23 protein-coding genes are annotated in these 25,262 nt (G+C 72.6%); 13 read left to right on the plus strand and 10 right to left on the minus strand.

Going from position 1 to position 25,262, the window contains the following annotated elements:
• Positions 1–157: 157 nt before the first annotated feature.
• From SLV14N_RS24540 to SLV14N_RS24550, 3 genes are all read left to right on the plus strand, one after another.
• On the plus strand, positions 158–1,489 hold the full coding sequence (locus SLV14N_RS24540; protein WP_263271086.1) for a hypothetical protein: 1,332 nt from the start codon (positions 158–160) through the stop codon (positions 1,487–1,489).
• 35 nt (positions 1,490–1,524) lie between these two features.
• Positions 1,525–2,568 carry a LacI family DNA-binding transcriptional regulator gene (locus tag SLV14N_RS24545; RefSeq protein WP_263271087.1) on the plus strand — a complete coding sequence of 348 codons (1,044 nt, stop codon included), beginning with the start codon at positions 1,525–1,527 and terminating at the stop codon, positions 2,566–2,568.
• Between the two features lie 160 nt (positions 2,569–2,728).
• On the plus strand, positions 2,729–3,769 hold the full coding sequence (locus SLV14N_RS24550; protein WP_208683635.1) for a sigma-70 family RNA polymerase sigma factor: 1,041 nt from the start codon (positions 2,729–2,731) through the stop codon (positions 3,767–3,769).
• Here SLV14N_RS24550 and SLV14N_RS24555 read toward each other — a convergent pair.
• The 4 genes from SLV14N_RS24555 to SLV14N_RS24570 are packed head-to-tail and all read right to left on the minus strand — an operon-like array spanning position 3,747 to position 7,297.
• Complete coding sequence (locus tag SLV14N_RS24555; protein WP_208683641.1) at positions 3,747–4,673, minus strand: ABC transporter substrate-binding protein; 927 nt, start codon at positions 4,671–4,673, stop codon at positions 3,747–3,749. The two genes, SLV14N_RS24550 and SLV14N_RS24555, sit on opposite strands and share 23 nt — an antisense overlap.
• 47 nt (positions 4,674–4,720) lie before the next feature.
• Positions 4,721–5,392, minus strand: coding sequence for an ABC transporter permease (locus tag SLV14N_RS24560; protein ID WP_208683642.1), 672 nt, complete (start codon positions 5,390–5,392; stop codon positions 4,721–4,723).
• Positions 5,393–5,399: 7 nt separating this feature from the next.
• Positions 5,400–6,074, minus strand: a complete 675-nt coding sequence (locus SLV14N_RS24565) for an ABC transporter permease (RefSeq protein WP_208683643.1) — start codon at positions 6,072–6,074, stop codon at positions 5,400–5,402.
• Entirely contained in the window at positions 6,071–7,297 is a 1,227-nt protein-coding gene (locus SLV14N_RS24570) for an ABC transporter ATP-binding protein (RefSeq protein ID WP_263271088.1), read from the minus strand. The genes SLV14N_RS24565 and SLV14N_RS24570 overlap by 4 nt, the downstream gene beginning before the upstream one ends.
• A 185-nt stretch (positions 7,298–7,482) precedes the next feature.
• Between SLV14N_RS24570 and SLV14N_RS24575 the strand changes: the two genes are divergently transcribed.
• The 3 genes from SLV14N_RS24575 to SLV14N_RS24585 all read left to right on the plus strand — a co-directional run bounded on the left by SLV14N_RS24575 (position 7,483) and on the right by SLV14N_RS24585 (position 11,135).
• Entirely contained in the window at positions 7,483–8,967 is a 1,485-nt protein-coding gene (locus SLV14N_RS24575; protein WP_263273251.1) for an aromatic amino acid ammonia-lyase, read from the plus strand.
• Positions 8,968–9,261: 294 nt separating this feature from the next.
• Positions 9,262–10,284, plus strand: coding sequence for a MurR/RpiR family transcriptional regulator (locus SLV14N_RS24580; RefSeq protein ID WP_263271089.1), 1,023 nt, complete (start codon positions 9,262–9,264; stop codon positions 10,282–10,284).
• 227 nt (positions 10,285–10,511) lie between these two features.
• On the plus strand, positions 10,512–11,135 hold the full coding sequence (locus SLV14N_RS24585) for a hypothetical protein (protein ID WP_263271090.1): 624 nt from the start codon (positions 10,512–10,514) through the stop codon (positions 11,133–11,135).
• 273 nt (positions 11,136–11,408) lie between these two features.
• Here SLV14N_RS24585 and SLV14N_RS24590 read toward each other — a convergent pair whose 3' ends face one another.
• The 5 genes from SLV14N_RS24590 to SLV14N_RS24610 form a co-directional block, all read right to left on the minus strand.
• On the minus strand, positions 11,409–12,743 hold the full coding sequence (locus tag SLV14N_RS24590) for a diaminopimelate decarboxylase (protein WP_263271091.1): 1,335 nt from the start codon (positions 12,741–12,743) through the stop codon (positions 11,409–11,411).
• Positions 12,744–13,067: 324 nt separating this feature from the next.
• Complete coding sequence (locus SLV14N_RS24595; RefSeq protein ID WP_263271092.1) at positions 13,068–14,069, minus strand: ABC transporter permease; 1,002 nt, start codon at positions 14,067–14,069, stop codon at positions 13,068–13,070.
• An 11-nt stretch (positions 14,070–14,080) separates the two neighbouring features.
• Positions 14,081–15,073: an ABC transporter ATP-binding protein gene (locus tag SLV14N_RS24600; RefSeq protein ID WP_263271093.1), complete on the minus strand. Its 993-nt coding sequence runs from the start codon at positions 15,071–15,073 to the stop codon at positions 14,081–14,083.
• Positions 15,070–15,456: a transcriptional regulator gene (locus SLV14N_RS24605; protein WP_208683653.1), complete on the minus strand. Its 387-nt coding sequence runs from the start codon at positions 15,454–15,456 to the stop codon at positions 15,070–15,072. The genes SLV14N_RS24600 and SLV14N_RS24605 overlap by 4 nt, the downstream gene beginning before the upstream one ends.
• Entirely contained in the window at positions 15,453–15,965 is a 513-nt protein-coding gene (locus SLV14N_RS24610; protein ID WP_263271094.1) for a hypothetical protein, read from the minus strand. Before SLV14N_RS24610 ends, SLV14N_RS24605 begins: the two co-directional genes overlap by 4 nt.
• Before the next feature lie 213 nt (positions 15,966–16,178).
• On the opposite strand from SLV14N_RS24610, the gene hutU reads away from it, so the two are divergent.
• Genes hutU through hutI form a run of 4 tightly spaced genes read left to right on the plus strand, consistent with a single transcriptional unit; the run spans position 16,179 to position 21,623 of the window.
• A complete protein-coding gene (gene hutU, locus SLV14N_RS24615; protein ID WP_263271095.1) occupies positions 16,179–17,843 on the plus strand; it encodes a urocanate hydratase in 1,665 nt (554 codons plus the stop codon).
• Complete coding sequence (locus tag SLV14N_RS24620) at positions 17,840–19,078, plus strand: allantoate amidohydrolase (protein ID WP_263271096.1); 1,239 nt, start codon at positions 17,840–17,842, stop codon at positions 19,076–19,078. Before hutU ends, SLV14N_RS24620 begins: the two co-directional genes overlap by 4 nt.
• Positions 19,069–20,424 (plus strand): formimidoylglutamate deiminase, encoded by a 1,356-nt coding sequence (locus SLV14N_RS24625; protein WP_263271097.1) that lies wholly within the window; start codon positions 19,069–19,071, stop codon positions 20,422–20,424. Before SLV14N_RS24620 ends, SLV14N_RS24625 begins: the two co-directional genes overlap by 10 nt.
• Before the next feature lie 17 nt (positions 20,425–20,441).
• Positions 20,442–21,623: an imidazolonepropionase gene (gene hutI / locus SLV14N_RS24630; protein WP_093643788.1), complete on the plus strand. Its 1,182-nt coding sequence runs from the start codon at positions 20,442–20,444 to the stop codon at positions 21,621–21,623.
• A gap of 350 nt (positions 21,624–21,973) precedes the next feature.
• Here the strand turns inward: hutI and SLV14N_RS24635 are convergent, their stop codons facing one another.
• Positions 21,974–22,912: an RNA polymerase sigma factor SigF gene (locus SLV14N_RS24635; RefSeq protein ID WP_208688073.1), complete on the minus strand. Its 939-nt coding sequence runs from the start codon at positions 22,910–22,912 to the stop codon at positions 21,974–21,976.
• Positions 22,913–23,171: 259 nt separating this feature from the next.
• Between SLV14N_RS24635 and SLV14N_RS24640 the strand changes: the two genes are divergently transcribed.
• The 3 genes from SLV14N_RS24640 to SLV14N_RS24650 all read left to right on the plus strand — a co-directional run bounded on the left by SLV14N_RS24640 (position 23,172) and on the right by SLV14N_RS24650 (position 25,177).
• On the plus strand, positions 23,172–23,540 hold the full coding sequence (locus SLV14N_RS24640; RefSeq protein ID WP_018093152.1) for an STAS domain-containing protein: 369 nt from the start codon (positions 23,172–23,174) through the stop codon (positions 23,538–23,540).
• 171 nt (positions 23,541–23,711) lie between these two features.
• Positions 23,712–24,215 (plus strand): ATP-binding protein, encoded by a 504-nt coding sequence (locus SLV14N_RS24645; RefSeq protein ID WP_263271098.1) that lies wholly within the window; start codon positions 23,712–23,714, stop codon positions 24,213–24,215.
• A gap of 248 nt (positions 24,216–24,463) precedes the next feature.
• Complete coding sequence (locus tag SLV14N_RS24650) at positions 24,464–25,177, plus strand: LPXTG cell wall anchor domain-containing protein (protein ID WP_208683665.1); 714 nt, start codon at positions 24,464–24,466, stop codon at positions 25,175–25,177.
• Positions 25,178–25,262: the final 85 nt, after the last annotated feature.

Here is a 25,262-nt window from a genome sequence, read left to right on the forward strand (position 1 = left end):
CCGTTCTTAATCGGTTCACTTAATCGATTAACTGATGCGTTTAAGTGAACCGATTAACACGGCTCCTGTCAAGGGGTGGGGCGGAGGGGAAGGGGCTGGGACTGGAAGAGGAGGAGGCTCGGGGCGGGCGCGGAGACTGCGCCGGGCGGTCCGCAAGGTGACCGCCCGCCTGAAGGCACCCTGTGGGCGCCGCGAGCACGGTGTGCGCGGCTACGCTGATCAGGTCGAACGCTTCCAGAAGCAGCGCCATCTTCGTGTACTGACTGCACGGCTGGCCGAGGTCGAGCGGCGTATCGAGGACGGTCGCCCGGCGGTTGTGGTGGGTGGCAGGCGGCTGGCGAAGGTCCGGCACAACCTGCCGGAAGCACAGCTCACGGAGCACGAGTGGCGTCGCAGGTGGGACGCCGCCCGCATGTTCTTGACCGCCGACGGGGAATCCGGTGCCCCGTACGGCAATTACACGATCACCGTGGACCCGGCCGACGGCAGCGTGACGATCGTGCTGCCCGGCTCGCTGCGGCACCTTGCCAATGCCCCTCGCGGGCGCTACCGCCTCTCATGCACCGTCGGTTTCCACCACAGGCGGCAGGAGTGGCTGGGCCGGGTGAGTGCCCACCGCGCAGTGCGCTACGACATCGTCTGTGATCCGACGCGCGGGCGCTGGTACCTGGACGCGTCCTGGTCCACCCCGGCCTCGGCACCGCTCACCCCGGAGGAGCTAACCAAGGCCGGTGCGCGGCTGCTGGGGGTGGACTTCAACGCCGACCACCTCGCCGCCTGCGTCATCGACGCCCACGGCAACCCCATCGGTGAACCCTGCACCATCACCACCGACCTCAGTGGCCCTGCATCTCAGCGAGACGGGCGCTTGCGCGCCGCGCTCAGCCAACTGATCGCCCTGGTCAAGCGATACGGCTGCGTCGGTATCGCGATCGAGAATCTCGGCTTCACCGAAGCCCGGCAGACCGGCCGCGAAACCATGGGGCGCGGCCAGCGGGGCAAGAGTTTCCGCCGCACTGTGGCGGGAATCCCCACTGCCCGCTTCCGGGAACGCCTGCGCGGCATGGCCTACCACCGGGACCTGGTCGTGGTCGCGGTCGACCCGGCATACACCTCTCGCTGGGGAGCACAGCACTGGCAGCGCCCCCTCCAGCAACAAGCCCACCAGTCCACGGTCACCAGGCATCATGCCGCGTCGGTGGCCATCGGCAGGCGCGCCCTGGGATACGGGGCACGGCGTCGGCCAGGTGTGACCGCCCGCCACCGGAGGATGGCCGGGCGGAGAGCTACCGGCCAGACCGTGCCCCGCCACAGGGCGCGCGGGACCACGGGCCCGCCCAGGACCACAGGCACGCCACACCGTGGTGACAAGACCTGCCGGGGCCAAGGCGACCAGCCCGTGCTGCTCCCCGCGCTCAAGACCGTTCGGAGCGGAACCGGACCCAGTCCGGCTCACGGTGATGCGGCCAATACCGGCCAGCATTGCTAAGGGAGACACCCCTTAGGAACGGTAGGCTTCCGGACATGGCCAGGCCCAATAAGCGCACCACCCTCCGCGAGGTGGCCGAGGCCACCGGACTCTCCACCGCCGCCGTCTCCTACGCGCTGCGCGGCAAGCATGTCTCCAAGGAGACCGAGGAGCGGGTGCGCAAGGCGGCCGCCGAGCTCGGCTACGAGGCCGACCCGATCGCCCGGGCGCTCGCCAGCGGCCGTACGAGCACGGTCGGGGTGCTCGCCGGTGACTTGCAGGACCTGTGGCAGCAGCAGCTGATGGCGGCCATAGGGCGTGAGCTGCTGGCCGGTGACCGCTATGCGCTGATCCTCGACGCGGGCGGCGACCCGGATCGTGAACTGACCCTCGCCAAACAGCTCCGTGACCAGCGGGTGGACGGTCTGCTGGTGTCACCCGTCGATCCGTCCGCCGAGGGCTGGTCGAAGATCGCCGACGCCGTGCCGGTGGTCTCCATCGGCGATGCGCTGAGCCGGGCCCGTACGGCGGGCGAGGTGCTCTTCGACAACCGGGCGGGCATCGACGCCGTCCTCGACTACCTCCGCGGGCTGGGCCACCGCCGGGTCACCGTGCTGACCCCCACCGGCCCCTCCACCCCCGACCGCCCCGCCGACGTCTATGTCCGCGAGGCCGCCGACCGCCTCGGGATCGAGGTCGAAGTCCTGCCCTGCCCCCAGGAGTTGGACGCGGCGACCGCGATGGCCCGCCGGGTCCTGGCCAACAGCCCGGACGGCCGCCGGCCGGCCGGTGCGCTCGCCCCGCCCACCGCCGTCTTCTGCTTCTCCGACTCCATCGCCTACGGCGTCTACGCGGCCGCCGCCGAGGCCTCCCTCACCGTCGGCCGCGACCTCTCCGTCGTCGGCTTCGACGACCACCCCGTCTCCCGGGTCCTCACCCCGCCCCTGACCACCGTCGACTGGGGCCTGACCGAGATCGCCAAGGAGGCCGCCCGCCTCGCGGTCGCCGCCATCGAGGGCCGCCGGGTCCGCCGCAAGCGCATCCTGTGCGCCCCGCGCCTTTCGGAGCGCGGGTCGGCGGTGGAGCTCCGGCGGGAGTGACACCGCGGGGGGCGAGTCCCGGAAGGCCGCCGGGCCCGCTCTCCGGCCGCACGGCGCAGGGCCGGGGAGCAGACTGGTGCCGGGCGCTCCGGTACGGTCGGGGCGTGTGTACCGGTCGGCCGACGGGCGGATGGGCGGATCCTCGATGAAACGGTCCTCGATGAGCGAAGCCACGGCGCGGAGCGGATCCGCGACGGCGTACGGTGCCGGACCGGACGCGTCGCCGGGGGAGCCGGCGGACCGGCTGGAGGCGCACCGTACCGAGCTGACCGGCTACTGCTACCGGATGCTGGGATCGGCATTCGAGGCCGAGGACGCCGTGCAGGAGACCATGGTGCGGGCCTGGCGGAGCTACGACCGGTTCGAGGGCCGCTCCTCGCTGCGGTCCTGGCTCTACCGGATCGCCACGAATGTCTGCCTGGATCTGCTCAAGGGCAGCCGCCGCCGGGCCCGGCCGATGGATCTCGCCTCCCCGTCGAGCGTGGACACTCCGATCGGCACGGGGCTGCCCGAGACGACCTGGGTCGGGCCCGTCCCGGACCAGCGGGTGCTGGCGTCCGCGGGGGACCCGGCGGAGACCGCCGTCGCCCGGGAGTCGGTCCGGCTCGCCTTCATCTCCGCGCTGCAGCGGCTGGCGCCCCGGCAGCGGGCGGTGCTGATCCTGCGGGAGGTGCTCAGCTGGTCGGCGAGCGAGGTCGCCGAGCTGCTGGGCAGTTCGGTCGCCTCGGTCAACAGCGCGCTGCAGCGGGCCCGTGCCACCCTCGCCGCATCCGGTGACACCACCGCCGACGCCTCGCCGCAGCCCCTGGACGACGCCCAGCAGGCACTGCTCCGGCGCTATGTCGACGCCTTCGAGCGGTTCGACATGGACGCGCTCACGGCCGTGCTGCACGAGGACTCCACGCTGTCCATGCCGCCGTACGCGCTGTGGCTGCGCGGCCGCGCCGACATCCTGAAGTGGCTGCTGGGGCCGGGCTGCGGCTGCGAGGGGTCGCATCTGGTGCCGGTCAGGGCGAACGGCCGGGCGGCGTTCGGGCAGTACCGTGCGGACGGCACGCCCTGGGCGATCCAGGTCATCGAGGCGGCGGACGGCCGGGTCACCGCACTGCAGTGTTTCCTGGACACCGAGCGGCTGTTCCCGCTCTTCGGACTGCCGCTCCGCTACGACGGCCCCGGGGTCAGCCCAGCTTCTGCCTCTTGAGCCAGGCCTCGGCCACCCGGTCCGGGTCGCGCTTCTCCTTGTCGACGAGGCGGTTGAGCTCGGTGAGCTGGGGGGTGGTGAGGGTGTTGCCGAGGCGGGCGAGGGCCTTGCGGACCTTGGAGTCGGCCTTGCGGGAGGCGATCAGCGGGACGATGTGCTGGGCGGGGATCAGGTTCTTGGGGTCGCCGAGCAGGACCCAGCCGTTCTCCGCGGTGTCGACATCGGTGGTGAAGACATTGGCGATATCGATGTCGCCCTTCTTCAGCGCGCCCTTGACCAGCGGTCCGGACGAGTCCAGCGCCTTGAACTCCTTGAATTCCACGCCGTACTGCTCCTTGAGGCCGACGACGCCGACGACCCGCTTCTTCATCTCGGCGGCGGCGCCGAACACCAGCCTGCCGTTGACCTTGCGCAGATCGGCGAGCGTCTTGAGCCCGTAGCGGTCGGCGGTCTCCCGGGTCACGGCGAAGCTGTCGCGGTCCTCGGCGGCGGCGTACGGGAGGACTTCCAGGCCGTTCGGCAACACGGTGGCCAGCGCGTTCTGCATCGCGCCCGCCTCGGTCTCGGTGGCCTTCTCGTCGAGGTAGAGCAGCAGGCTGCCCTGGTACTCGGGGAGCAGATCGATATCGCCGGAGCGCAGTGCGGGGACCACGATCTCGCGGGAGCCGAGGTTGGGCTTGACGGTGGTCTTGACGCCGGCGGCGTTCAGCACGCCCGCGTAGAGGTAGCCGAGGATCTGGTTCTCGGTGAAGTTGGCGGTGCCGATGGTCAGTCCGCCGCTGCTGCTGCCGCTGTCGCCCCCGACGCCGTCACCCTTGAGGGAGGTGATGCCGGAGGAGCAGGCGGCCAGCAGCGGGGCGGAGGCGCCGGCGAGGAGCGTGGTCAGGACGGTACGACGGTTCATGGGCGGGACTCCTCGGGACGTACGGAGGGGACGGGAGCGGCGGACGCTCAGCGGGCGGTGGCCGGGCGGCCGCGGAACAGCAGCCGCGTCAGACCGCCCAGCGCCAGGTCGGCGACGACGGCGAGCACGGCGACCAGGGCCGCACCCCCGAGGACCTGCACCAGGTCGCGCTGCGCCAGGCCGTCGAAGACATAGCGACCCAGCCCTCCGAAGCTGACATAGGCGGCGATGGTGGCGGTGGCGACGACCTGCACGGTCGCCAGCCGTACGCCCGTCATGATCAGCGGGAGCGCGAGCGGGAGTTCGACCTGCCAGAGGACCTGGCGGCCGCGCAGCCCCACGCCCTTGGCGGCGTCCTTGACCTCGGGGTCGACGGCGGCCATCCCCGCGTACGTATTGGTGATGATCACGGGCACGGCGAGCGCGACCAGGGACACATACACCGGCCAGACGCTCAGCCCGCCCGCCAGGAACACCAGGGTGACCAGGCCGACGGTGGGCAGTGCCCGGCCGAAGGAGGAGAGGTTGACGGCGAGGAAGGCGCCGCGGCCGGTGTGCCCGATGAGCAGGCCGATAGGCAGCGCGATCACGGCCGCGGCGAGAGTGGCGAGCACCGAGTACTCCAGGTGCTCCAGGATGCGCGCGGCGATGCCCTCGGGGCCGGACCACTGGGCCGGACTGGTCAGCCAGGAGAGGAGGTTCTTCAGGAGTTCGAGCATCGGCGCGTCACGCTGCCTTCCGCCACAGAGAGGTGCGCTGCCGGGAGGTGCCGCGCCGCCAGGGGGTGCACAGCCACTGGACGGTCACCAGCAGCGCGTCGGCGACCAGGGCGAGCAGCAGGGTCAGGGCCACCCCGGCGATGACCGGGGTCGGGTAGTTGCGCTGGAAGCCGTCGGTGAAGAGCTGGCCGAGGCCGCCGTAGCCGATGTAACTGGCCACGCTGACCAGGGAGATCGACATGACGGTGGCGACCCGTACGCCCGCCATGATCACCGGGAGGGCGAGCGGCAGCTCGACGGTGAGCAGGGTGCGCAGCGGCCTGGTCCCCATCGCCTGGGAGGCCTCACGGGCCTTGACCGGGACCGCGTCCAGGCCCTCGACGGTGTTCCGCACCAGCACGACCAGGGTGTACGCGGTCAGACCGACGATGGCGGTGGTGCGGGTCAGCCCGGTGACCGGCAGCAGCAGGACGAAGAACGCCAGGGAGGGGATGGTGTAGAGGATGTTGGAGGCACCGAGGACGAAGCCGCGCAGCGGCCGTACACGGTGCGCGAGGACCGCCAGCGGCAGCGCGATCAGCAGGCCGAGGAGGACCGCGGGGACGGCGGTGGCGAGATGGTCCGCGGTGAGCTCGGCCATCTCGTCGGCGTGGTCGGGGAACCAGCCCCACTCGATGGTCATGCGGAGGGCTCCGGGGCGGAGGCGGTCTTGAGGGACGCGGCGTCGTCGGTGTCCTTGGCGTCCTTGCCGTCCTCGGCGTCCTTGGCGACGGGCGGCTCCGGGGCCGGCTCCGTGGCGGCCGCCGCCCGGCCCGCCTCCGCGTGGCTGCGGCCCGCCCGTTCGTGGATGGCGTCGCGGGAGGTGAGGCCGGTCAGCACACCGTCGGCGGTGACCCGGGCGACCGCGGCGGCCGGGGAGGAGACCGCCTCGTTGAGCGCGGAGAGGAGCGAGTCGCTGTCGCGCAGCGGACGGACGGCCTCCAGGGGCGCCTCGCCGGCCGTGCCGCCGGCGGGCAACGCGTCGGTGTCCAGCCAGCCCAGTGGTTCGCCGCGCGGGGAGGTCACCAGGCGCCAGCGGTCGCCGTCGCGGGATATCGCGCCGACCGGCTCGTCCGCGCGTATCTCCCGGCCGGGCGCGTAGGGGACATCCGCGAGGGTGGTGAGCGAGAGCAGCTTCAGCCCGCGCTCGGCGCCCAGGAAGTCGGCGACGAAGTCATCGGCCGGACGGGCCAGCAGCTCGGCGGGCGGGGCGCACTGGACGAGCCGGCCGCCGGTGCGGAAGACCGCGATCCGGTCGCCCAGCCGTACCGCCTCGTCGATGTCGTGGGTGACGAAGACGACCGTCTTGCGCAGCTCCTCCTGGAGCCGCAGCAGCTCGTTCTGCAGCTGGGTGCGGACGACGGGGTCGACCGCGCCGAACGGCTCGTCCATCAGCAGGACCGGCGGGTCGGCGGCGAGCGCACGGGCGACACCGACGCGCTGCTGCTGGCCGCCGGAGAGCTGGTGCGGATAGCGCTTGCCGGCGTCGGCGGGCAGACCGACCAGTTCCAGCAGCTCGGCGGCGCGGGCGCGGGCCTTGCGCCGGCCCCAGCCCAGCAGCAGCGGGACGGTCGCGATGTTGTCCAGGATCGTACGGTGAGGGAAGAGACCGGACTGCTGGATGACGTAGCCGATGCCGCGGCGCAGCTCGGCGGCGTCCGCCTCCAGAATGTCGCGGCCGCCGACGCTGATCGTGCCGGATGTCGGCTCGACCATGCGGTTGACCATCCGCAGGGTGGTCGTCTTCCCGCATCCCGACGAGCCGACGAGGACGGTGACCCCGCCCTCAGGGAGATCCAGGGACAGCCCGTCCACGGCGGTGGTGCCATTCGGGTATCGCTTGCTGACTGCGTCGAACTTGATCATCCGCTGCCCCTTGCCCGGCCTGCATATGGTCATGCAGAGTCATAGGCGCGTGAATAGAAGTCAATAGGCGGAAGCGAATCGCCTGTTACCCCGCCGGTTACGTCGCCTCACCGTACGGAAAGAGGTGTCGGACTTCCGTCCACAAAGCGCGTTATAAGAGGGAGTTGAGCCCCTTGGTTTCTCACATGCTGGACAACGGTCCCCGCACCGGCCGGCGCATCACACTCGACGGCAGCGCTCTGCACCCCACCGATATCGCCGCCCTCGCCGAGCGCACCGCGCACCCCGCGGCGCCCGACCCCAAGGCCTTCGCCCGCGCCGAGGAATCCTGGGAGACCGCCCGCCGCCTCGCCGCCACCGGCCGGGTCTACGGGCGCAGCACCGGCGTCGGCGCCAACCGCACGGAGGACGTCGGGGCCGCCGACGCCGACCACGGACTGCGGCTGCTGCGCAGCCACGCCGGCGCGATCGGCAACCCGCTGCCCGCCCGCGAGGTCCGGGCCATGCTCGCCGTACGCGCCAACCAGCTGCTGGCCGGCGGCGCGGGCCTGAACCCCGCCGTCATCACCTCCCTCCTCGCCGCCCTGGACGCCGGTGCCCACCCCGTCGTCAACGAACACGGCGCCGTCGGCACCGGCGACCTGGCCGCGCTCGCCCAGACCGGCCTCGCGCTGGCCGGTGAACACCCCTGGCACTGCGCGCCCGGCGGCCGGGCCCCCGCCCCCATCGCCCTCGACAACAACGACGCCCTCGCCCTGATCAGCAGCAACGCCCTCACCCTCGGCCAGTCCGCGCTCGCCCTCGACGAACTGCGCCGGCTGCTGGCCGCCTCGCTCCCGGTCGCCGCGCTCTCCCTCCTCGCGGTCGGCGGCTCCTGGGAGCCCTTCGCCGAGCCGGTCCTGCTCGCCCGCCCGCACCCCGGCTCCGCGGCCGCCGCCACCCGGCTGCGCACCCTCTCCGGCATCCCGCCCCGACCCACCCCGCCGCTCGGCCGCATCCAGGACCCGTACGGGTTCCGCTGCATCCCGCAGATACACGGCCCCGCGCTGGACGCCGCCGACACTCTGGACGGGGTGCTGACCGTCGAGGTGAACGCCGCCGCCGAGAACCCCCTGATCAGCATCGAGGACCAGGCCGCCTACCACCACGGCAACTTCTACGCCGCACACGCCGCGCTCGCCCTGGACGCCTTCCGGCTGGCCGTCCTGCAGACCGCCCGGCTGTCCACCGCCCGGCTCGCCGCGCTCTCCGAGCCCGACTTCACCCGGCTTCGGCCGTTCCTGGGCGACGCGGCGCCCGCCAGCTCCGGCGTGATGATCCTCGAATACGCGGCCGGCGCCGCGCTCGGCGAGATGCGCGCGGTCTCCCACCCGGCCTCGCTCGGCCACGCCGTGCTCTCCCGCGGCGTCGAGGAACAGGCCAGCTTCGCCTCCCTCGGCGCCCGTCAGACCCTGCGCGCCTGCACCTACTACCGCCAGATCCTCGCCTGCGAACTGGTCGCCGCCGTACGGGCCCTGCGGATGCGCTCCCTGGAACCCGACCCCGGCCTGCCCCTCGCCACCGCCTTCACCCTCGCCGCCGAGGCCCTCGACCCGCGGATGGAGGACCGCCCGCTGACCGACGATGTGGCAGTGGCCACGGGCCTGCTGGACGGGCTGGCGGAGCTATGACGGGTACGGGGGGTGGGGGCGGCGCGGGGCGGGTGGGCCCGGTAGTTGGGGCGGCGGGTGGTGGCTGGTGCGCTCCCGTACGGCAGTCGGGAGGACCGGTGACTGGGCGGCTGCTGGGTGCCGGTGCGCTCCTGTGCGGCAGCCGGGTGGGGCGGTGACAGGGGTGGCCGCCGGTGGCGGGGGCGATGCCGTACGGCCGGATCGCGTGCGTACCCGGGACCGGAGCGGGCCAGGAATTCCGTACAGTCGGTCGACACAGGACAAGGCCCCCGACCGGGCCGGGAAGAAGAGGCGATGAGCGGGGACGGGGACAACGGCGGTGGCATCGGCGGCGGCACTGGTGGCGCGGCCGGCGACGGGCCGCGGGACCGGGCCGGTATGACGCAGGGCGCGCGGGCCGCCGCGGGGCCGGGCGCCGGGGTGGGCACCGGTACTGACGCCGGAGCGGGTGCCGGGACGGACTCCGGCGTGGACGCCGGTGCGGACACCGGCACCGCCGCCCGGCTGCAGAAGCTCTTCGAGGGCCACCGGCTGACGCCCACCCAGCGCCGGATCGCCCACTGCATGGTGCGCCGGGCCGCCGACGCGCCCTTCCTCTCCAGCGTCGAACTGGCCGAACTCGCCGGTGTCAGCCAGCCGTCCGTCACCCGCTTCGCCGTCGCCCTCGGCTTCGACGGCTACCCGGCGCTCCGCCGCCATCTGCGCGAGGTCGCCCCCACGGAGAAGCCCGGCGACACCGGCTCCTACAACGAGTACCAGCAGGCCGTGCAGGCGGAGATCGACAACCTCCGCCATCTCGCCGCCGCCCTCGCCGACCCGTCGCCGGTCATCGAGGCCGGCCGCCTCTTCGCCGCCTCCCGCCCGCTGCCCGTCCTCGGCCTGCGCGCCGCCACCGCCCAGGCCGCCGGCTTCAGCTACTTCGCCCGGAAGGTCCACCCCGACGTCCGGCTGCTGGACGAGGGCGGCACCATGCTCACCGACCGCATCGACGCCGCCGTACGCGCCGGGGCGAGCGCCCTCCTGTGCTTCGCCCTGCCCCGCCACCCCCGCGAGGTCGTCGACGCGCTGGAGTACGCCCGCACGGCCGGTCTGACCGTCGTCACCGTCGCCGACAGCGCCTTCGCCCCCGTCGCCCACCACACCGACCTGCTCCTCCCGGCCGCCGTCGGCACCGGCCTGGCCTTCGACACGGCCTGTGCCCCCATGCTCCTGGGCCGCGTCCTCCTGGAAGCGATGTGCGACGCCCTCCCGGACGCCCAGGCCCGGCTGGAGGAATTCGACGCGCGGGCGGCGGCGCGGGGGTTGTTCGTGGAGTGAGCGGGCGGGGCGGGCCTCACCCGTTCCGGTGGCACCGCCCGGCGGGTCACGGCGCTCTCCCGGCCGCCTCCCGGACCACCGCGCCCCCCTCGGCCGACGTTCGCTCCCCTCCCCGCGCCCCTCCGCGCCGTCTCAGGGAATCCTCATCCGGGCTGGTTACGATCCGCCGCCGGCACAGGTGTGCCGGACAGGAAGGGCGTAGCGGTCTCGGGGCGAGGAGGTCTGTCGTGGGGCATGGGGCGTATGCGCTGGCGCGGGTGGCGGTGGTGGTGCGGGCACCGGCCGGCTGGCTGTGGTGGCCGGGGCTGCTGGCCGCGGGGATCGGGGCGCTGGTGCCGGGGCTGACCGGGCGGACGGCCGGACTGGCGGCCGGGGCGGCGCTGTTCGCGGGCGGGGCGCTCGGGGTGTTCATGGCGCGGCGCGGACGGTATGCGGCGCTGGCGCGCGACGCGTCGCGGGCCGGGAAGGCCGTCATCCTGCAGGACCGGTCGGTCACCCTCCGGATCTGGCGGGGGGCGCACCGCTGGTGGCTGCTGCTCGCCTTCCTGGTGGCGGTCGCCTCGTCGGGTGTACTGCCCACGGCCGGTGGGCTGCTGATGGCCGGCGCCGCGCTCGGACTGTGGGGCAAGGCGTGGTGGCTGGGCCGCTGGGAGAGGGAGCACGAGGCGCTGCTGTGGGTGCGTACGGAGTCCGCCCGGCGGGGCGGCGCGGCGGGCAAGGAGGTCCGCGGCTTTGTGCTGACCGGGACGGCTGCGGGGGACGCGCGGCCTGGTGGCGCACGGGCCGGAGACACCCGGTCCGGTGGCGCGCGCGCAGGAACGCGGGCCAGGGGGACGCGGGCCGGCCGCTGAGGAGCGACGGCAGCGGGCCCGGCCGGGTGCGGTGCGGGCGGGCTTGTGGTGGCCGTGGTGGTGCGGGTGCGCTCGGTGGTGGCCGGCCCGGCGCGGGCGGGCTCGGTGGTGGCCGGTGAGGAGCGGCGGTCGGGGGCCCGGCCAGATGTGGTGCGGGCGGGCTCGGTGGTGGCCGGTGAGGGTGCGGGCGGCCTTGTTGGTGGCCGGTGCGGCGCCGGCGGGCCCGGTGGCGGCAGGTGTGGCGCCGGGCGGCCCCGGTGGTGGTCGGCGTGGCTACGGCCGGCCGAGGTCGTTGAGCGCCGCCGCGTGTGCCGCGCCGCTCTCCGCGGTGAGGTCCTCCAGGGTCTGCGGGGTGCGGATGGTCGCGAAGCGGACGGTGCCGTCCGAGTCCGGCGCATAGCCGTAAACCCCGGGGCGGGGGAGGGAGTTGTAGGCGAAGTGGGTGGAGAAGTAGTACGCGCCGGTGTCCAGGAGGGCGGCGTGGTCGCCGGCGTCCAGGAGGGGGAGCGGACGGTTCTCGGCGACCAGGTCACCCGCGAAGCAGCACGGCCCCGCGATGTCCTGGGCGACCGGAGCACCCGTCTTGGGGCTGCCTTCGGCGTCGTAGGCGGCGACCCGGATCGGCCAGGCCTCGGGGACGAAGACCGTACGGGTCGCGACCTGGGCGCCGGCGTGGGTGACCGCGATCGGCCGGCCGCCGGCCGACTTCGCGTACTCGACGCGGGCCAGGACCGTGCCGTGCTTGGCCAGCAGTGAGCGGCCGAACTCGGTGACGAGGCCGTAGCGTCCGGACAGCAGACCGGGGACGGCCGAGTGGAGCAGCGCGGCGTACTCGCGGTAGGTCGGGGTGTGGGCGTCCGAGGAGAAGTTCACCGGCAGGCCGCCGCCGATGTCGAGGGTGCCGATCTGACGCCGCCCGGCCTGCTCGTTGATCTCCTCGGCCAGCAGGTACAGGGCCCGTACGCCCGCGGCCATCAGCTCCAGCGGCATGCCCTGGGAACCGACATGGGCGTGCAGCCGGGTCAGCCACGGGCGGGCGAGGAAGGCGCGCACGACCCACTCGCGGGCGCCCTCGTCACGCAGCGCGACGCCGAACTTGGAGGTGTCGGTGGCGGTGCTCATCGCCCCGATGGTGCCGCCGCCGATCTGTGGATTGACCCGCAGGCCGATGGGGGCGCTGCTCGGCGCGGAAGCCATCAGCGCGTCGATCCGGGCCAGTTCCTCGGGGTTGTCGGCATTGACGGCGATCCCGAGGGCCAGTGCCTCACGCAGCTCGGCGAGGGTCTTGGCGGGGGAGTCCAGGACGGTCCGCGCGACCGGCACCCCGGCGGCACGGGCCAGCGCCAGCTCGCCCGGACTGGCCACCTCGCAGCCGAGCCCTTCCTGCGCGAGCAGCCGCAGTACGGGGATGAGCGAGGCGGCCTTCACCGCGAAGGCGTGCAGGACCGGGGTGCCGGGAGCGGTGAACTCCTCGAAGGCGGCGCGGAGTTCACCTGCCGAACGCCGGATCCCGGCAATGTCCAGCAGCCCGGCCACGGGCTCGTCGGGACCCACCAGCCCCTGCGCAACGGCTGCCTCTACGGCTCGGTCTCGATCCGTGAACGTCATGGGACAACTCCATCATTGGCCGGGGGTGTGACGCCAACGGATACGGGGGTGGGGGAGGGGCGGAGGGGAAGGCGCTGGTCAGAGCGCGTTTGAGGCCTGTGGCGGCCTGCTCTGGATTTGAGCCGGCGCCGGCTTCGGGGCCGCTACGGCGTCGGACCCGCCGGCCTGGGCCCGTCCTGGCCCCGGGCCTCCGGCCGTCCGCGCTCCGGGCACCTGGTCTCCGAGCCCTCAGCCCCCGGGCCGCAGGCGACCCGCCCCGCCCCCTCGGGCCAGCCCGCCCGGCCCAGTCCAGCCGCTCCCCGGCCCAAGCAACCGGCCTCTGCCTCAGGCCGCCCGGCCCCCGCTCAGGCCTGCCTTGCGGTGGCGTTCGGTGAGGCGGGAGCCGGACTCGCGGCGGGCGGCGCGGCGGAGGAGGGGGACGGCGAGGAGGAAGCCGAGGATGGCCCAGGCGGTGAGTATCAGGGCCACTGTCGGCAGCTCCCAGGAGCCGGCCGGTTCCGCGGCGCGGGCGGCGTCCGGCAGGAGGGCCGAGCGCAGGCCCTGCGCCATCCACTTGAGCGGGAAGAAGGAGGCGATCTTCTGGACCACCGCGGGCAGCGAGGCGAGCGGGAACATCGCCCCCGAGGTGATCAGCAGCGCCATGACGGGCAGCATGATCAGCGCCAGTGCCTCACGCGGGTTCGGCAGCACGGCGCCGATGGCCGCTCCCAGCGGTACGACGGCGAGCAGTCCCAGCGCACTGACCCACAGCAGCGTCAGCCAGCCTGCCGGCCCGTGCGGCAGCGGCCCGTCCACCAGCAGCGCGGCCGTTCCCAAGAGCAGGACCAGCGTGCCGAACGCCATCGCGACCACCAGCAGCGACTTGGCGACGAGATAGGCCGGTATGCCGCCGGGGGTGGCGCGCAGCCGCAGCAGTGCGCCCTCCTCGCGCTCGGTCACCAGGATCTGCGGGAGATTGACCAGCCCGATCTGGAACAGCAGATAGGCGGCGAAGCCCGAGAGCGTCAGATGAGCCATCGGGACCTGGGTGCCGGGCACCTTGTCGTTGATGTAGCCGGCGAGCAGCAGCGCCACGACGACATTGACCAGATGGCCGCTCAACTCCTTGGGGTTGCGCAGGAGATGACGCAGCTCGATTCCGCCGCGCAGGACTCCGGCGCGCCAGTAGCGGCGGCGGGGGTGCGGTGCGGTGGCCTCCCGTGTCGCCGCACCGGTGGTGCGGTCCGTGCCGGTCGTGCCCGTCGTGTGCGGTGTGTGCGTCGTGTCCGTGGTGACGTCCCCCTCGGTCGTGTCCGTCGCCGCTGTCGCTGCGGTCACGCGTGTCACTTCGGTCCCCCTCATGCGGCTCGCTTCTCCCCGTCCGAGGATCCGGCCTCGCTCGCTTCCGTGGTCCCGGCGTCGGCGCCGTCCCCGGTGTCCCGGTGGACCATGTGCAGATAGGTGTCCTCCAGCGTCGGCCGCCGGACCTCCAGGTCGGCGACCGGTCCGCCCGTCTCCTGGTGGAGCTCCCAGACCAGCTGGGACGGGTCCTCGGTGCGTTCGCGCCGGGACGTACCGTCGGGTGCCGTCCAGCGGACCTCGGCCTGGGCGGCGGCCCTGCGGGCCAGCTCCGACGGGGTGCCGTAGGCCCGGATCTGGCCGTTGACCAGCATCGCTATGCGGTCGGCCAGCCGCTCGGCCTCGGCCAGGTCGTGGGTGGTGAGCAGGATCGTGACGCCCTCGTCGCGGGCGAGCCGTTCGACCAGATCGTGGAAGTCGCGCCGGGCCTCGGGGTCGAAGCCGGTGGTCGGCTCGTCCAGGAAGAGGAGTTCGGGGCGGCCGACGATGGCGAGTGCGACGTCCAGACGGCGGCGCTGGCCACCGGACAGCCGGTCGACCTGCTGGCCGGCCTGCTCGGTGAGGCCCACCAGGGCGAGGAGTTCGGCCGGATCGCGCGGCCGCGGGTAGTAGGTGGCGAAGTGCGTCAGCAGCTCGGCGACCCGCCAGCGGCGGTGGTCGCGCCAGGACTGCAGGACCAGGCCGATCCGCGCGCGCCAGGCGTCGTCGCCGCGCGCCGGGTCCGTGCCCAGGACGACGGCCTCGCCCGCGGAGCGCTGCCGGAAGCCCTCCAGGATCTCGACGGTGGTGGTCTTCCCGGCGCCGTTGGGGCCGAGCAGCGCGAAGATCTCGCCGCGGTGGATGTCCAGGTCGATACCGTGCAGGACGTGTGCGCTGCCGTACGACATCCGCAAGTCGCGTACCCGGATGACGGGTTGGCGGGGTGCGGAGGAGGCCGTGGGGGCCGGGGCCGTCGTGGCCGGGGCCACGGGCTGGTGGTCGGTCGTCGTCATCGGCCCGCCTTCGCGTGGTGTTGCCGTTGCCGGGTGTCTGATGCCGTCGCTGCGGCGGCCTCCGGCGCGGATGCGGGTGCCGCGGCGGGGCCCGCGCCCTCGACGATGGCCCGGAGCGCGGCCACATGCCCCTCGAAGGCGGTCCGGCCGCGGTCCGTCAGCCGTACCTTGGTGCGGCGTTTGCGGCCGCCGCCCTCCTTGCGGATCTCCAGATACTCGGCCTCTTCCAAGGTGTGCAGCTGCTTGGAGAGCGCGGAGTCGCTGAGCGAGAGGCTGTCGCGGATGAAAGGGAAGTCGGCCCATTCCGTGGCGGCGAGCAGCGCCACCACGGACAGCCGGGTGGAGGGGTGGATCAGTTCGTCGAAGCCGCTCGGGGTGCTCATCGGGCCGTCCTTCCGTCGGTGGCTCTTCCGCCCCGGTCGCGGAGCGTGCTGACCGCCCAGCGGTTCGCCGGGCCGACGAAGAGCACGAAGGTGCCCGCCGAGACGGTGGCCTGGATCAGGCTGCCGAACGGCAGCGCCAGCCAGTCGACCAGACGGCCGGAGAGCACGATGGCCACGAGGGTCACCGCAGCGCCCGCGAAGAAGGTCGCGAACGACCGCCAGCTGTGGCGCGAGCGGTGCAGCCGCATCCGCGTCCGGCGGTTGTGGACCACGCCCAGGGTGGCCAGCACGGTGAGGTAGGCGGTCAGCGCCAGCCAGAAGGCCCACCTGGGCAGATCCAGGCCGGAGACGGCGAGGAACGTCCACATGAGGGCGGCGGTGGTGTACGTCGCCCCGGTGTCGTCATGGGCGGTTCTCTCGATCTCGTCGTAGACCCGCTCCTGCGGGACCCGGATGCGCTGCAGATCCTGCCAGGCCTGTTCGGCATCCACTGTCGTGGTCATGGTCATCGCCTCCCCAAGGCGGTCGAGCTGTTCCCCGTTGACTTGCCCACTTGGAAAGTTAGCGCAGACTTTCCCGGTGGGCAAGTCAAAAATCCCGGCCGGATTGGCCGGTTCGTGCGGTGCGTCGCATGTGGCTCACCGCGCCCTATTGACTAGCACTATTCAACGACCCCAATATGTGAATAGCTCAATCCATTCGACGTCAGGGAGGCACGGCCCATGTCGGGACCGCGACCCGTGCGGGCACCGCGCGGAACGGAGCTGAGTGCTCGGGGATGGCAGCAGGAAGCCGCGCTGCGCATGCTGCAGAACAACCTCGATCCGGAGGTGGCCGAACATCCGGACCAGCTCGTCGTCTACGGCGGTACGGGCAAGGCCGCACGTGACTGGCGCTCCTTCGACGCGATGGTGCGCACGCTCACCACGCTCAAGCAGGACGAGACGATGCTCGTCCAGTCCGGCCGGCCGGTCGGCGTGATGCAGACGCACGAATGGGCACCGCGGGTGCTCCTCGCCAACTCCAACCTCGTCGGCGACTGGGCCAACTGGGAGGAGTTCCGCCGTCTGGAGGCCCTCGGCCTGACCATGTACGGGCAGATGACCGCCGGTTCGTGGATCTACATCGGTACCCAGGGAATCCTCCAGGGCACCTACGAGACCTTCGCGGCCGTCGCGGCGAAGAAGTTCCACGGCACGCTCGCCGGGACCATCACGCTCACCGCCGGCCTCGGCGGCATGGGCGGCGCCCAGCCGCTCGCCGTCACCATGAACGACGGCGTCGCCATCTGTATCGACGTCGACCCGCGGGCCATCGAGCGCCGGATCGAGCACCGCTACCTCGATGTGAAGGCCGACAGCCTCCAGCATGCGCTCCAGCTCGCCGTCGAGGCCCGTGACCAGCGCAAGCCGCTCTCCATCGGTCTGCTCGGCAACGCCGCCGAGCTGCTGCCCCAGATGCTCGCCGAGGGCGCGCCGATCGACATCGTCACCGACCAGACCAGCGCCCACGACCCGCTGGCCTACCTGCCCGTCGGCATCGACTTCGACGACATGGCCGCCTACGCCGCCGAGAAGCCCGCCGACTTCACCCAGCGGGCCCGCGAGTCGATGGCCCGGCACGTCGAGGCCATGGTCGGCTTCATGGACGCCGGCGCCGAGGTCTTCGACTACGGCAACTCGATCCGCGGCGAGGCCCAACTCGCCGGATACGAGCGGGCCTTCGCCTTCCCCGGCTTCGTCCCCGCCTATATCCGGCCACTGTTCGCCGAGGGCAAGGGCCCGTTCCGCTGGGCCGCGCTGTCCGGCGACGCCCGTGACATCGCCGCGACCGACAAGGCGATCCTGGACCTCTTCCCGGAGAACGAGTCGCTGGCCCGCTGGATCAAGATGGCCGGTGAGCGGGTCCACTTCCAGGGCCTGCCCGCCCGGATCTGCTGGCTCGGCTACGGCGAGCGCGACAAGGCCGGTGAGCGCTTCAACGAGATGGTCGCCGACGGCACCCTGCGCGCCCCGCTGGCCATCGGCCGGGACCACCTCGACTGCGGCTCCGTCGCCTCGCCCTACCGCGAGACCGAGGCCATGAAGGACGGCTCGGACGCGATCGCCGACTGGCCGCTGCTCAACGCCATGGTCAATGTCGCCTCCGGCGCCTCCTGGGTCTCGCTGCACCACGGCGGCGGCGTCGGCATGGGCCGCTCGATCCACGCCGGACAGGTCACCGTCGCCGACGGCACCCCGCTGGCCGGCGAGAAGATCCGCCGGGTGCTCACCAACGACCCCGGCATGGGCGTCATCCGGCATGTCGACGCGGGCTACGAGCGCGCCGACGAGGTGGCCGCCGAACGCGGTGTCCGCATCCCGATGCGCGAAGGCGGGGACGCGTGACCGCCTCGTTCCACGAGATGTGGGAGGAGTTGCGGCCCCTCGGCCGTGACTCCTCCTCCGGGGGCTACCGCCGCTACGCCTGGACCGGTGCCGACACCGACTGCCGTGCGTGGTTCCGGGCCCAGGCCGAGGCCCGTGGACTCACCTACGAACTGGACCGCAACGGCAACCAGTGGGCCTGGCTCGGCGCCACCGGCTATCAGGACGTGGCCCCCGGCGACGCCGTCGTCACCGGCTCCCACCTGGACTCCGTACCGGACGGCGGCGCCTTCGACGGCCCGCTGGGTGTCGTCTCCTCGTTCGCCGCGCTGGACGAACTGCGCCGGAGGGGAGCGGAGTTCGACAAGCCGCTGGCGATCGTCAACTTCGGCGACGAGGAAGGCGCCCGCTTCGGCCTGGCCTGCGTCGGCTCCCGGCTCGCCGCCGGGGCGCTGACCACCGAGGCCGCGCACCGGCTGCGCGACGGCGACGGCATCACCCTCCCGCAGGCCATGGAGCACGCCGGATACGACCCCGAGGCCATCGGCCCGGACCCCGAACGGCTCGCCCGGATCGGCGCGTTCGTCGAACTCCACGTCGAGCAGGGCCGCGCCCTGGACCTGTCCGGCGACCCGGTCGGCCTCGCCTCCGCCATCTGGCCGCACGGCCGCTGGCGGTTCGACTTCCACGGCGAGGCCAACCACGCCGGCACCACCCGTCTCGACGACCGCCGGGACCCGATGCTCAGCTACGCGGCGACCGTGCTCGCCGCCCGCGAGCAGGCCCGGCTGTCCGGGGCCCTGGCGACCTTCGGGAAGATCAGCGTGGAGCCGAACGGCGTCAATGCCATTCCCTCGCTGGTCCGCGGCTGGCTGGACTCCCGCGCCGCCGACCAGGACACCCTCGACACCGTGATCACCGGGATCGAGCGGGCCGCGGCCGAGCGTGCCGCCCGCGACGGGGTGGACCTGACCGTCGTCCGCGAATCCTTCACGCCCGTCGTGGAGTTCCAGCACGCCCTGCGGGACGAGCTGAGCGCGATCCTCGGCAAGACGGGGGAGCGGGCCGTGCCCGTCCTGGGCACCGGAGCCGGACACGACGCCGGTATTTTGTCCGGAACCGTCCCCACCGCGATGCTGTTCGTCCGCAACCCCACCGGCGTCTCGCACTCACCCGCCGAAGCGGCGGACGAGGACGACTGCGTCGCCGGGGTCACCGCACTCGCCGACGTACTGGAGGGGCTGGCGTGCCGCTGACGCCGCAGGCAACACCGACGACGTACTGGCTCGAACACGCCTGGCTCGGCACCCATGTCGAGCCGGGCGTGACCGTGGACACCGCGGACGGGCGGATCACCGCCGTCCGTACCGGAGCGGACACCCCGCCGCCCGGCGCCACCACGCTGCGCGGCCTGACCCTCCCCGGCCTCGCCAACGCCCACTCGCACGCCTTCCACCGGGCCTTGCGCGGCACCGTCCAGGTCGGCACCGGCACCTTCTGGACCTGGCGCGAGATCATGTACAGCGTCGCCGACCGGCTGACCCCCGACACCTATTACGCCCTCGCCAGCGCCGTCTACGCCGAGATGGCGCTGGCTGGCATCACCTGCGTCGGCGAATTCCACTACCTGCACCACGCGCCCGGCGGCACCCGCTACAGCGACCCCAACGCGATGGGCGAGGCGCTGCTCTCCGCCGCCGCCGAGGCCGGTATCCGCATCACCCTCCTCGACACCGCCTATCTCTCGGCCGGCTTCGGCGCCCCGCCCAACCACCACCAGCTGCGCTTCTCCGACGGCACCGCCGACCGCTGGGCCGAGCGCGCCGACGCCCTCAAGGAGCGCGCGCACGCCCGCATCGGCGCCGCCATCCACTCCGTACGCGCCGTCCCCGCCGGCCAGCTCGGCACCGTCGCGGACTGGACCCGCGCACGGCAGGCCCCCCTGCATGTCCACCTCTCGGAGCAGACCGCCGAGAACGACGCCTGCCGCGACGCCCATGGCGTCACCCCCACACAACTGCTCGCCGACCACGGCGCGCTGGGCCCCCGCACCACCGCCGTGCACGCCACCCACCTCACCGATGAGGACATCACGCTCCTCGGCGCATCCCACACCGGTGTGTGCATGTGCCCCACCACCGAACGCGACCTCGCCGACGGCATCGGCCCGGCCGCTCAGCTCCAGCGCCGCGGCAGCCCGCTCTCCCTCGGCAGCGACAGCCACGCCGTCATCGACCTGCTCGAAGAGGCCCGCGCCATGGAGCTCGACGAACGGCTGCGCACCCGCACCCGCGGACACTGGACGGCCGCCGCCCTGCTGCGCGCCGCGTCCGCCGACGGACACGCCGCCCTGGGCTGGGAAGACGCCGGAACCCTCGAAGCCGGGGCGCTCGCCGACCTCACCACGATCGCACTGGACTCCGTACGCACCGCCGGACCACTGCCCCGGCTGGCCGCCGAAACGGCAGTATTCGCCGCCTCCGCGGCGGACGTACGACACACCATCGTCGGCGGCCGGCAGATCGTCCGGGACGGTGTGCACACTCTTGTCCCCGACGTACCCACCGCCCTCGCCGCATCCATCGCCGCGGTACGCGGCTGAAGGAGAACACCCCCGCGATGACGACGACCTCAGCGCCGACCACCGCCATCACCCACATCGCCCAGCTCGTCACCAACGACCCCTCCCTCGGCGAAGGCCCCCTCGGTCTGATCCAGGACGCGGCGGTCGTCATCGACGGCGACCGCATCGCCTGGGTCGGTCCCTCCAGCAAAGCACCCGCCACTGACAACGCCGTCGACGCCGGCGGCCGGGCCGCCATCCCCGGCTTCGTCGACTCCCACTCCCACCTGGTCTTCGCCGGTGACCGTACCGCGGAGTTCAACGCCCGGATGTCCGGCCGCCCCTACTCCGCCGGCGGTATCCGCACCACCGTCGCCGCCACCCGCGCCGCCACCGACGAGGCCCTGCACACCAACATCGCCCGCTACCTCGCCGAGGCGCTCCGCCAGGGCACCACCACCCAGGAGACCAAGTCCGGCTACGGGCTCACCGTCGAGGACGAGGCCCGCGCGCTGCGCATCGCCGCCGAGCACACCGACGAGGTCACCTTCCTCGGCGCGCACATCGTCTCGCCCGACTACGCCGACGACCCGGCCGGCTATGTCGACCTCGTCACCGGTCCGATGCTGGACGCCTGCGCCCCGCACGCCCGTTGGGTGGACGTCTTCTGCGAGAAGGGCGCCTTCGACGGCGACCAGGCCCGCGCCGTCCTCACCGCGGGAAAGGCCAAGGGCCTGGTGCCCCGGGTGCACGCCAACCAGCTCGGCCACGGCCCCGGCGTCCAGCTCGCCGTCGAACTCGGCGCCGCCTCCGCCGACCACTGCACCCACCTCAGCCCGGCCGACATCGACGCCCTCGCGCAGTCCGACACCGTCGCCACCCTGCTCCCGGGCGCCGAGTTCTCCACCCGCGCCCGGTGGCCCGACGCCCGTCCGCTGCTCGACGCCGGCGCCACCGTCGCCCTGTCCACGGACTGCAACCCCGGCTCGTCCTTCACGAGTTCGATGCCCTTCTGCATCGCGCTGGCCGTCCGCGACATGGGAATGACGCCCGACGAGGCCGTGTGGGCGGCGACCGCGGGCGGCGCCCGCGCACTGCGCCGCACGGACGTCGGCCGGATCACCCCCGGCGCCCGCGCCGACCTCGCCCTCCTGGACGCGCCCTCGCACGTCCACCTCGCCTACCGGCCGGGCGTCCCGCTCGTCTCCGCGGTGTGGCACAAGGGCGTTCTCGTCTGACGGCGGTCACCGGGCGGTCCGCGCGCCCCGGTTGTCGGACCCTGCTGCGAGCATGGGGTCATGAGCAATGGGGTGCGGGGGCCGTCCGGCGCCGTGCCGGCCGATCCCGCGCGGTGGCCGGCCGTCGACCGGCCGGCGGGGCGTGCACACCTCGATGCCACTGCCCGGGTGCACAGCGTCGGGCGTGAGGTGTTCGAGCAGGCCGAGGCGATCTTCGGGGGCGGGGAGGTGGCGCCTGCCGAGTTCGCGTCCTGGCCGCAGCGGAGGAGGGCCCGTCCCGAGCGATCCCGGGGCAGGCCCTCCTCCGCGCGGGCGGCTGCCGGCCGTGGCCGGCAGGGACCGCGGGTTGCTCACTCCTCGATCATGAGCCCCTTGCGGAGCCGCACGAGAGTGCGGGAGAGCAGACGGGAGACATGCATCTGGGAGATACCCAGCTCCTCGCCGATCTCGGACTGCGTCATATTGGCGACGAAGCGCAGCGAGAGGATCTTGCGGTCGCGCGGCGGGAGTTCGGCGATCAGCGGCTTGAGGGACTCCACGTACTCGATGCCTTCGAGACCGTGGTCCTCGTAGCCGATGCGGTCCGCCAGCGCGCCTTCGCTGTCGTCCTCCTCGGGCTGGGCGTCCAGCGAGCTCGCGGTGTACGCGTTGCTCGCGGCCATCCCCTCGACGACCTCGTCACGGCTGATGTCGAGCCGCGCGGCGAGTTCGTGCACCGTGGGGGCGCGGTCCAGCTTCTGCGCGAGTTCATCGCCGGCCTTGGCGAGGTCCAGACGCAGTTCCTGCAGACGCCTCGGGACCCGCACCGACCAGCTGGTGTCACGGAAGAAGCGCTTGATCTCACCGACGATGGTCGGCATGGCGAACGTCGGGAACTCGACGCCACGGCTGAGTTCGAAGCGGTCGATCGCCTTGATCAGGCCGATCGTGCCGACCTGGACGATGTCCTCCATGGGCTCGCTGCGGGAGCGGAACCGGGAGGCCGCGAACTTCACCAGAGCGAGATTGAGCTCGACCAGGGTGTTGCGGACGTACGCGAATTCGTGCGTGCCTTCCTCAAGCGATTCGAGTCGCTCGAAGAGGGTTTTGGACAGAGCCCTCGCGTCCACCGGGCCCACCTCGTCGAACGGCGGGATCTCGGGCAGATCGTCTACCTCAGTCATCTCTGCCAGATCTGATTCGACAGGCAGTGACTGGGCAGGGATCTGTCCGGTCGGGTCGGACGGGGGTGTCGACGATGCGGACTGCCGGGTGTCGTCGGTGCGCAGTTCGTCGAGCCGGGGTGACATGGTCTCCTCCATCGTTCTCGGCATATGGCTGCCGATGCCTCTACGTGAAGCTGCGGTGTGCGGCGCCTCCAAAGCCGGCCGTTTCGGATGTGTGCTTCTACGCCTACCTGGATTTGCCTGAAGATGGCAAGTGCGTGTTGTCCATATATTGGGCAATACGCGGATTGTTCAGCTACCGACAGACGACAGGAAGGCGTAGGGTTCGACCAGCGCAGTCGTAAGCAAACAGTCGTCTAGACAGCAAGAGGGGTGCGCGCGCATGGACCGCGGGACGGTCGGCAGTGCAAGCCGGGGCCGGCTTCACGTCGAGATCCGCCATCACGGCGCCAGCGCGGTGGTGACGGTCTCCGGTGAGCTGGATCACCACACGGCTGATCTGTTGCGTGAGTCACTGGAAGGCTGTGTGGACGACGGCTACGCACGCCTGGTGGTGGACTGCTCACCCCTTGAGTTCATGGACTCCACCGGTCTCAATGTGCTGCTCGGCGCGCGCCTGAAGGCGGAGGCCGAGGGGGGCGGGGTGCACTTGGCGGGGATGCAGCCGGTGGTTGCCCGGGTCTTCGAGATCACGGGCGCCGAGGCGGTCTTCACGGTGCACGACTCTCTCGACGCGGCCCTGGCCGACTGACGTGGCAGCGGTGTCCGGAAGGTTGCATTCCGGGCACGTAGTACGTGTCACAACTTCCGTACCCAAGAAGTGGGTGTTCTCACGGTCCGGTCGGGCAGGAGACATCTGAATCCGTTGAATCAGTCAGTATCTGTTTTCCGTGAACAGGCGAATCGGTGAGGTGAAGCGCTGATGAGCACCACCCGGCCGTACCCGCCGGGCGATCTCGGCCCGGAGTCGGGCGGCGCCGGTGCTTCCGCCGCCGCCCCGGCTGCCGCCATCCCGGCGGGCCAGATCCGCCGGCTGCGCCTGGCGGGCACCCGAGGGGCCGTGGCGCGTGGCCGTGACTTCGCCCGGCAGGCCCTGCACGACTGGGGCTGGCTGCCGGCGGCCGGCGCGGACCAGCGGGCCGCGGCGGAGGATGTGCTGCTCGTCGTCTCGGAGCTGGTCACCAACGCCTGTCTGCACGCCGAGGGGCCGGAGGAGCTGCGACTGCGCTGCACCGGCAAAGTGCTGCGCCTGGAGGTCAGCGACCTCGGTACGGGCTCACCGGCGCCGCGCAGCCCGCACCGTCCGGGGCGCCCCGGCGGTCACGGCATGTTCATCGTGCAGCGGCTGTGCCTGGACTGGGGTGTGGTGCGCAACCCCGACGGTGCGGGCAAGACCGTATGGGCGGAGCTCGCCGCGCCGTCCTGAGGGGGCGGCTTCGTCGGAGAAGAGTTGAGCGCGGGCCGGTGGGCCCGCGCTTCGTCGTTTGCGGAATCTGCCGTTCGGCGCATCCGGACCGCCGTGCTCCCGGCCGGAATTCCGCGCCGCCCCGGGCCCGGAGCGATCGGGGCTGTGCTGTGCCTTCCCTCGGCAAGGTCCCCGGCGTACCTTGACGGCCAATCTGATGTGCCGTCAGAACATCCAGGCGGTGCGCTCCCGGGAGAAGGGGAACCGAGGTGGCCCGCTTCTACGAACAGCACGGCAGGCGCCCGAGCCGGGCGGCCGGCCTCGCCGTGGCCGTGGCGATGACGGCGGGGTCCGCGGTGATGCTCACCGCACCGGCCGCCCATGCCGAGGTCATCGACGTCAACTACCAGTGCAAAACGCCGATCGGCAACAAGGGCGCGGTCTCGCCCATCGACATCAAGAGCACCCCCAGCGGCGGCGCGTACAAGCTCGTCATGTCCTTCCAGAAGGGGGTCTCCTCCAGCCCCGTCGAGCTGGGCAAGGGCGCCATGAAGCCGAGTGCGCTGATCCAGCTGGGCGGCGCGGAGAGCGGTACGGTGCCGGTCGCCGGGCCGCCCAACGACCAGGCGATTCCGGCCAACACCCCCATCAAGATCAGTGACTTGAGCGGCACCTACACGCCCAAGGGCAGCGGCAAGGTCACCTTCACGGCCTCCACCCTCACGATCAAGGCGCTTGGCACCACCACCACCTGCACACCCAGCAACCATCCGAAGCCCTCGCTGTCCCTGGACGTGAAGGGGTCCGGCGGCGCCTCGGGAAGCACCGGCGGTTCCGCCACCGGCGGCGCCTCCGCCGGCGGGCAGCTGCCGCAGACCGGGCCCGCGGACTCCGCCGTCGCGCTGGGCACCCTCGGCGGCACGGTGCTGCTGGCCGGTGCGGCCGGTGCGCTCTGGCTGACCCGCCGTCACCAGCGGGTGTGACCCGCCGCGCGGGAGGCCAGGACCCGCGCGGTGCCCCGCCGTTCTCCGTACGTCCCGCTTCCCCGGCCGGCACGGGGAGGCGCCC

The sequence above is a fragment of the Streptomyces sp. Je 1-4 4N24 genome, from assembly GCF_026239515.1.
Taxonomy (GTDB): domain Bacteria; phylum Actinomycetota; class Actinomycetes; order Streptomycetales; family Streptomycetaceae; genus Streptomyces; species Streptomyces nigrescens.

What these genes read in the sequence shown, in the direction of transcription:
- SLV14N_RS24600 (WP_263271093.1), bottom strand. Translation starts at nt 15,073, where the DNA reads ATGACGACGACCGACCACCAGCCCGTGGCCCCGGCCACGACGGCCCCG.
- SLV14N_RS24560 (WP_208683642.1), bottom strand. Translation starts at nt 5,392, where the DNA reads ATGCTCGAACTCCTGAAGAACCTCCTCTCCTGGCTGACCAGTCCGGCC.
- SLV14N_RS24565 (WP_208683643.1), bottom strand. Translation starts at nt 6,074, where the DNA reads ATGACCATCGAGTGGGGCTGGTTCCCCGACCACGCCGACGAGATGGCC.
- SLV14N_RS24605 (WP_208683653.1), bottom strand. Translation starts at nt 15,456, where the DNA reads ATGAGCACCCCGAGCGGCTTCGACGAACTGATCCACCCCTCCACCCGG.
- SLV14N_RS24570 (WP_263271088.1), bottom strand. Translation starts at nt 7,297, where the DNA reads ATGATCAAGTTCGACGCAGTCAGCAAGCGATACCCGAATGGCACCACC.
- SLV14N_RS24550 (WP_208683635.1), top strand. Translation starts at nt 2,729, where the DNA reads ATGAGCGAAGCCACGGCGCGGAGCGGATCCGCGACGGCGTACGGTGCC.
- SLV14N_RS24590 (WP_263271091.1), bottom strand. Translation starts at nt 12,743, where the DNA reads ATGACGTTCACGGATCGAGACCGAGCCGTAGAGGCAGCCGTTGCGCAG.
- SLV14N_RS24545 (WP_263271087.1), top strand. Translation starts at nt 1,525, where the DNA reads ATGGCCAGGCCCAATAAGCGCACCACCCTCCGCGAGGTGGCCGAGGCC.
- hutI (WP_093643788.1), top strand. Translation starts at nt 20,442, where the DNA reads ATGACGACGACCTCAGCGCCGACCACCGCCATCACCCACATCGCCCAG.
- SLV14N_RS24645 (WP_263271098.1), top strand. Translation starts at nt 23,712, where the DNA reads ATGAGCACCACCCGGCCGTACCCGCCGGGCGATCTCGGCCCGGAGTCG.
- SLV14N_RS24610 (WP_263271094.1), bottom strand. Translation starts at nt 15,965, where the DNA reads ATGACCATGACCACGACAGTGGATGCCGAACAGGCCTGGCAGGATCTG.
- SLV14N_RS24635 (WP_208688073.1), bottom strand. Translation starts at nt 22,912, where the DNA reads ATGTCACCCCGGCTCGACGAACTGCGCACCGACGACACCCGGCAGTCC.
- SLV14N_RS24580 (WP_263271089.1), top strand. Translation starts at nt 9,262, where the DNA reads ATGAGCGGGGACGGGGACAACGGCGGTGGCATCGGCGGCGGCACTGGT.
- SLV14N_RS24555 (WP_208683641.1), bottom strand. Translation starts at nt 4,673, where the DNA reads ATGAACCGTCGTACCGTCCTGACCACGCTCCTCGCCGGCGCCTCCGCC.
- SLV14N_RS24640 (WP_018093152.1), top strand. Translation starts at nt 23,172, where the DNA reads ATGGACCGCGGGACGGTCGGCAGTGCAAGCCGGGGCCGGCTTCACGTC.
- SLV14N_RS24575 (WP_263273251.1), top strand. Translation starts at nt 7,483, where the DNA reads ATGCTGGACAACGGTCCCCGCACCGGCCGGCGCATCACACTCGACGGC.
- hutU (WP_263271095.1), top strand. Translation starts at nt 16,179, where the DNA reads ATGTCGGGACCGCGACCCGTGCGGGCACCGCGCGGAACGGAGCTGAGT.